The organism is Mycobacterium sp. 1165178.9, from assembly GCF_001673555.1.
GTDB lineage: Bacteria > Actinomycetota > Actinomycetes > Mycobacteriales > Mycobacteriaceae > Mycobacterium.
In genome coordinates this window covers 1-4,841 of the sequence record NZ_LZMB01000065.1, presented here as the reverse complement: position 1 = coordinate 4,841, position 4,841 = coordinate 1, and the positions used below count along the sequence as shown (strand labels likewise).

General features: G+C 68.7%; 5 protein-coding genes and 1 pseudogene. 2 read left to right on the top strand and 4 right to left on the bottom strand.

Translation table 11 applies throughout. The features are described from left to right. Both A5652_RS03350 and A5652_RS03345 read right to left on the bottom strand, forming a co-directional pair. A partial coding sequence (locus A5652_RS03350; protein ID WP_156745129.1) for an MFS transporter occupies positions 1 to 739 on the bottom strand: 739 nt, incomplete at its 3' end. Between the two features lie 134 nt (positions 740 to 873). Continuing rightward, positions 874 to 1,164: a metal-sensitive transcriptional regulator gene (locus A5652_RS03345; protein WP_067346615.1), complete on the bottom strand. Its 291-nt coding sequence runs from the start codon at positions 1,162 to 1,164 to the stop codon at positions 874 to 876. 118 nt (positions 1,165 to 1,282) lie between these two features. On the opposite strand from A5652_RS03345, the gene ilvD reads away from it, so the two are divergent. Then, positions 1,283 to 2,995, top strand: a complete 1,713-nt coding sequence (ilvD, locus tag A5652_RS03340) for a dihydroxy-acid dehydratase (RefSeq protein WP_067346613.1) — start codon at positions 1,283 to 1,285, stop codon at positions 2,993 to 2,995. Between the two features lie 69 nt (positions 2,996 to 3,064). Here the strand turns inward: ilvD and A5652_RS03335 are convergent, their stop codons facing one another. Then, positions 3,065 to 3,505, bottom strand: a complete 441-nt coding sequence (locus tag A5652_RS03335) for an SPW repeat protein (RefSeq protein WP_067346610.1) — start codon at positions 3,503 to 3,505, stop codon at positions 3,065 to 3,067. Positions 3,506 to 3,665: 160 nt separating this feature from the next. On the opposite strand from A5652_RS03335, the gene A5652_RS03330 reads away from it, so the two are divergent. Beyond that, positions 3,666 to 4,649: a nitronate monooxygenase gene (locus A5652_RS03330; protein ID WP_067346608.1), complete on the top strand. Its 984-nt coding sequence runs from the start codon at positions 3,666 to 3,668 to the stop codon at positions 4,647 to 4,649. Here the strand turns inward: A5652_RS03330 and A5652_RS03325 are convergent. Continuing rightward, positions 4,646 to 4,841 (bottom strand): annotated as a pseudogene (locus tag A5652_RS03325) (O-methyltransferase); the annotation flags it as partial. The gene A5652_RS03330 and the pseudogene A5652_RS03325 overlap by 4 nt on opposite strands.

Genomic DNA, 4,841 nt, shown 5'->3' with positions numbered 1-4,841 from the left:
GGACGTTGCGGATGATCTCGACGATGAAGGTGTAGGACACGAAGTGGCCGGTGACCGCGATCATCGCCAGCACGCTCACCAGAATCAGCCGGGGGTTGCGGTGGTGTCGTGACCTGGGGCCCACGTGGGCGAGCTGGTCCTCGGTGAGCACCATCTCCGGCAGCATCAGCCGGGCGGCGAACGTGACGGCGGCGGCCGCGACGGTGACGCACACGACGGCCAGGCGCCAGCCCCACATCAGGCTCAAGGCCGCGGTCAGGGGGCTCCCCACCACCAGCGCGAGGCTGGTGCCGACGTAGATCGACATGGTGGCGCGCCCCGCATGGCTCGGCGGCACCAGCCGGGTCGCGATCGGTGCGATGACCGCCCACAGCAGGCCATGGGTGATCGCGCAGAGCACCCGGCCGGCGGCCAGCACGGCGATATTGGGCGCCAGTGCCGAGATCGCCTGCGAGACCGTCAGGCAGGTCAGGCTGAGCATGAGCGCGCGCCGCCGCGGCCAATGCGCGGTCCAGCGCACCAGCGGAAACGTCGTCAGGGCCGCCACGAAGGCATACCAGGTCAGCAGCGTTCCGACCGCGAACAGACTGACGTGCAGGTCGCGAGCGATGGCCGGCAGCGCGCCGACCGGCAGAATCTCGGCGGTGACGTAGGTGAAGGCCGCGGCCGCCAGCACAGCCAACTGAGCCGCGATCCGTGGGGTCCACGTTCGCGCGGCAGCGTTGATTTCGGCAGTCATGGCTTCTGTATCGGCCGGACTACCCACTTCCTGGGTTGTCGCGCCTAATGCGATCACACTGCCTTACCGTACGGACCGCAACCACGCCTGCCCCCGCATCACGGCCGCAGCGAAGGTCTCAACTGCATCACCGATCAAGAACGAACCAGCCGCGCGATCGCGGCGGACGCCTCGTCGAGCTTGGCTTGAGCATCGTCGCCGCCCTCGGCGACGGCGCGGGTGACGCAGTGACTCAGGTGCTCGTCGAGCAGATTCAGGGCGACCGAGCGCAGGGCGCTGTTGACGGCGCTGACCTGGGTGAGGACGTCGATGCAGTACTTGTCCTCCTCGATCATCCGGGCGATGCCACGCACCTGGCCCTCGATGCGCCGCAGCCGCTTGGCGTAGTTGTCCTTCTGCTGCGAATACCCGTGGTCGTTCGTCATTTGTCACCCCTGCTGAGTCGCCCGCCCTGCGGCGGCATCACGCCGAACTCCAGGTTATACCCCATTGGGGTATAACCCCGGAAATGGCCATCGGGACTGGCCAGCGCATACTTGAACGATGCCCACCACCGATTCGGCGACCACCGCCGACATCAAGCCGCGTAGTCGTGACGTCACCGACGGCCTGGAGAAGGCCGCCGCCCGGGGCATGCTGCGGGCCGTAGGCATGGGAGACGAAGACTTCGCCAAGCCGCAGATCGGGGTGGCGTCGTCCTGGAACGAGATCACCCCGTGCAACCTCTCGCTGGACCGGCTCGCCAAGGCGGTCAAGGAGGGCGTGTTCTCGGCCGGCGGATACCCGCTGGAGTTCGGCACCATCTCGGTGTCCGACGGCATCTCGATGGGGCACGAGGGGATGCACTTCTCGCTGGTGTCGCGCGAGGTGATCGCCGACAGCGTCGAGACGGTGATGCAGGCCGAGCGGCTCGACGGATCGGTGCTGCTGGCCGGGTGCGACAAGTCGCTGCCCGGAATGCTGATGGCAGCCGCACGGCTCGACCTGGCCTCGGTGTTCCTTTACGCGGGGTCCATCCTGCCCGGGGTGGCCAAGCTGTCCGACGGCAGCGAGCGCGAGGTCACCATCATCGACGCGTTCGAGGCGGTCGGTGCCTGCGCCCGGGGCCTGATGCCACGCGAGGACGTCGACGCTATCGAACGCGCGATCTGCCCCGGTGAGGGCGCGTGCGGTGGCATGTACACCGCCAACACGATGGCCAGCGCGGCCGAGGCGCTCGGGATGTCGTTGCCAGGCAGCGCGGCGCCACCGGCGACCGACCGCCGCCGCGACGGGTTCGCGCGGCGCAGCGGCGCGGCCGTCGTCGAGCTGCTCCGGCGCGGCATCACCGCCCGCGACATCCTCACCAAGGAGGCCTTCGACAACGCGATCGCGGTGGTGATGGCGTTCGGCGGGTCGACCAACGCGGTGCTGCACCTGCTCGCCATCGCCCACGAGGCCGGCGTCGAGCTCTCACTCGACGATTTCAGCCGGATCGGGTCGAAGGTTCCACACCTCGCTGACGTGAAGCCGTTTGGGCGCCACGTCATGTCCCATGTCGACCACATCGGCGGCGTGCCGGTGGTGATGAAGGCGTTGCTGGACGCCGGGCTGCTGCGCGGCGACTGCCTGACGGTGACCGGCGCGACGGTGGCCGAGAACCTGGCCGAGATCGCGCCGCCCGACCCGGACGGCAAGGTGCTGCGCGCGCTGAGCAATCCCATCCACCCGACCGGCGGGATCACCATCCTGCGGGGCTCGCTGGCGCCCGAGGGGGCGGTGGTGAAGTCGGCGGGTTTCGATTCCGATGTGTTCGAGGGCACCGCAAGGGTTTTCGACGGCGAGCGGGCGGCGCTGGACGCCTTGGAGGACGGCACCATCACCAAGGGTGACGCCGTGGTGATCCGCTACGAAGGCCCCAAGGGCGGCCCCGGCATGCGCGAAATGCTGGCGATCACCGGTGCCATCAAGGGAGCCGGTCTGGGCAAGGACGTGCTGCTGCTGACCGACGGCCGGTTCTCCGGCGGGACCACCGGCCTGTGCGTCGGTCACATCGCGCCCGAGGCGGTCGACGCCGGACCGATCGCCTTCCTGCACGACGGCGACCGCATCCGCCTGGACGTGGCCAACCATGTGCTCGACGTGCTGACCGACCCGTCCGAATTCGAGGCTCGCCGAAAGGGTTTCGCCCCGCCGGAGCCGCGCTACAAGACCGGCGTGCTGGCCAAGTATGTAAAGCTGGTCAGCTCGGCCGCGATCGGCGCGGTCTGCGGCTGATCGCCGCCCCGGGCCGTGGGATCCGGCCCGGGCCGAGCGAATCGCCTTGCGGTTTAACCGAGTTCGCGGCTACGCGTGCGTGCCCGACGCGCGTGTGCGCATGCCGAAGTAGGTCGCGTTGAGGCCCAAGAATGTCAACAACGCACCCGCGACGACATTCGACCAGGTCATGCCGGCGCTCATCGTGACACCCGGCAGGATCCAAGTCGAGACGATGACCCACACGCCCAGCACCGGCAACGTCCAGGTCATGCCGTGCGCGCGATCCAGCGTCGTCGCGAACCCGTAGGCCAAGAACGCCGCCGCGATCCCCACGATCAGGTCGGACGTGGCGAGCGATGCCGTGGCGTTGAATCCAACGATCCACGGCGACGCGGCCACATACAGGCCCGTCAGCAGGGCCAGGCCGAACGTGACATGCGCGCTCATCGACTCGGCGACGCGCTCGTAGCGCGCACGCAGAGCCAACAGATCGGGATGGTGATCGATTGATGAATGGACTGTACTCATTTTGTGACCTTTCTGTTATGCAGCAAGCCTTTTGAGCCGGACTGCACCCATCCATCTGTGATCAAGATTACGCCGGTACGCCAGGCGCCAGCAAATGAAAAGCGGCGCCACGGGACCGCTCTGCGTGGCCGTAACTATATGGCGCGTAGCGTCTCAGGGCATGGATATCGCGGACCGGCTGCGCCTCGATGTACCGGTCGGACAGGCCGGCATGGGTGGCGGACTGGCGGGCCCGGCGTTGGCGGGCGCGGTCGCCCGGGCGGGCGGGCTCGGCACGTTGGGCATCGACACGCCCCGCCGGCTCCGAGCGTCGATCGAACAGGTGCGCGCGCAGGCTCCGGACCGCGCCGTCGCGGTAAACCTGTTGATGCCCTTCGTCCATCGTCGTCACGTCTCCGTCTGCGTCGACGCCCGGGTGGACGCCGTCGTGCTGGCGTTCGGCGAGAAGCGTGGGCTCGTCGCGCACCTACGCGATGCCGGGATCTTCGTATTCGTCATGGTGGGCACCGAAGCGCAGGCGCGTACCGCGATCGCTTGCGGCGCCGATGGTTTGATCGCTCAGGGACGCGAGGCCGGTGGCCATCTCGTGGGAACCATGGCGGCGCTGGACTTTCTGCCACACGCCCTCACCGTGGCCGCCAACCGCCCGGTGTTCGTGGCCGGCGGTGTCGCCACCGGTCCCGATACCCGCGCCGCGCTGGATGCCGGCGCCAGCGGTGTCATCGCCGGCACGCGATTCCTGTTGACGCACGAAGCCAACGCGAGCCGCGAGTACCAGCGGCGAATCCTCCGGGCGGACAGGACGATCGAAACGAACCTGTTCGGCCTGAGCTGGCCGTTGCGCCACCGCGTCGTGCCCAACGCGGCCACCCGCCGGTGGTGCGGCCAAGACGGGAAGGCCAAGGCGCTGCCCGCCGCCCTGAACGCGGCCAGCCGCCCGCTGTCGGCGCTGGGCTATTTCGACGCGGGGCCGCTGATGCGTCTGCAGTCGCCGGCCCTCCCGTTCTTCACGCCGCTGGCACCCGTGGCCGGCGTGCCCGATTCCTGGTTGGACAGCGCGGCCCTGTACGCCGGCGACACGGCTTTGCGGATAGGCGAACTCATTTCGGCCGAGCAGGCCGTCGCCGACCTCGCCCCGCGCTAACGCACCAGCGCGAGCGCGAAGCCGTCCCAGTGCTTGGCGCCCACCGTCTGGATCACCGCAGTGTCCAGCCGCGGATCCTCGCCCATCGCCTGTAGCGTTTGACGCACAGCTTGCGCCTGAGCGTTGGATTCCGGATCGAGGATCTGTCCCTGCCGAATCACGTTGTCCGCCAAGATGACCGCGCCGGGGCGG

Bases quoted from the DNA above. Each gene is read 5' to 3' on its own strand.
- A5652_RS03335 (WP_067346610.1), bottom strand. From the start codon at position 3,505: ATGAGTACAGTCCATTCATCAATCGATCACCATCCCGATCTGTTGGCT.
- A5652_RS03345 (WP_067346615.1), bottom strand. From the start codon at position 1,164: ATGACGAACGACCACGGGTATTCGCAGCAGAAGGACAACTACGCCAAG.
- A5652_RS03330 (WP_067346608.1), top strand. From the start codon at position 3,666: ATGGATATCGCGGACCGGCTGCGCCTCGATGTACCGGTCGGACAGGCC.
- ilvD (WP_067346613.1), top strand. From the start codon at position 1,283: ATGCCCACCACCGATTCGGCGACCACCGCCGACATCAAGCCGCGTAGT.